Below are 223 nucleotides of genomic sequence, written 5' to 3'. Positions count from 1 at the left end.
GCGCCACGTCCCGATGCGTCGTCCCACGGTTGCCCCGCGTGATCACGCGAGCAGAACTTTACCCCACGTCAGAGGTTGCTCCGAAGGGGACCGACGGGCGCGCGACAATCGGTGCATGAGCGGTGCGTCGGAGGGTCGGGCAGAAGTGGGCGGGCGGGACCGGGACGAGGAGGGGAGGGCGCGCAACGCGCGGCCGCGGGACGGTCTCGTACGCCCGCTGCCG

Annotated in this window: 1 pseudogene; it reads left to right on the top strand. The window is 72.6% G+C overall.

From position 1 onward, the window contains the following. Positions 1-115: 115 nt before the first annotated feature. Positions 116-223, top strand: a pseudogene (locus tag AOK08_RS48285) (DUF309 domain-containing protein); the annotation flags it as partial.

The organism is Streptomyces graminilatus, from assembly GCF_001418565.1.
Lineage (GTDB): Bacteria > Actinomycetota > Actinomycetes > Streptomycetales > Streptomycetaceae > Streptomyces > Streptomyces graminilatus.
This window is presented reverse-complemented; position numbering and strand designations above follow the sequence as displayed.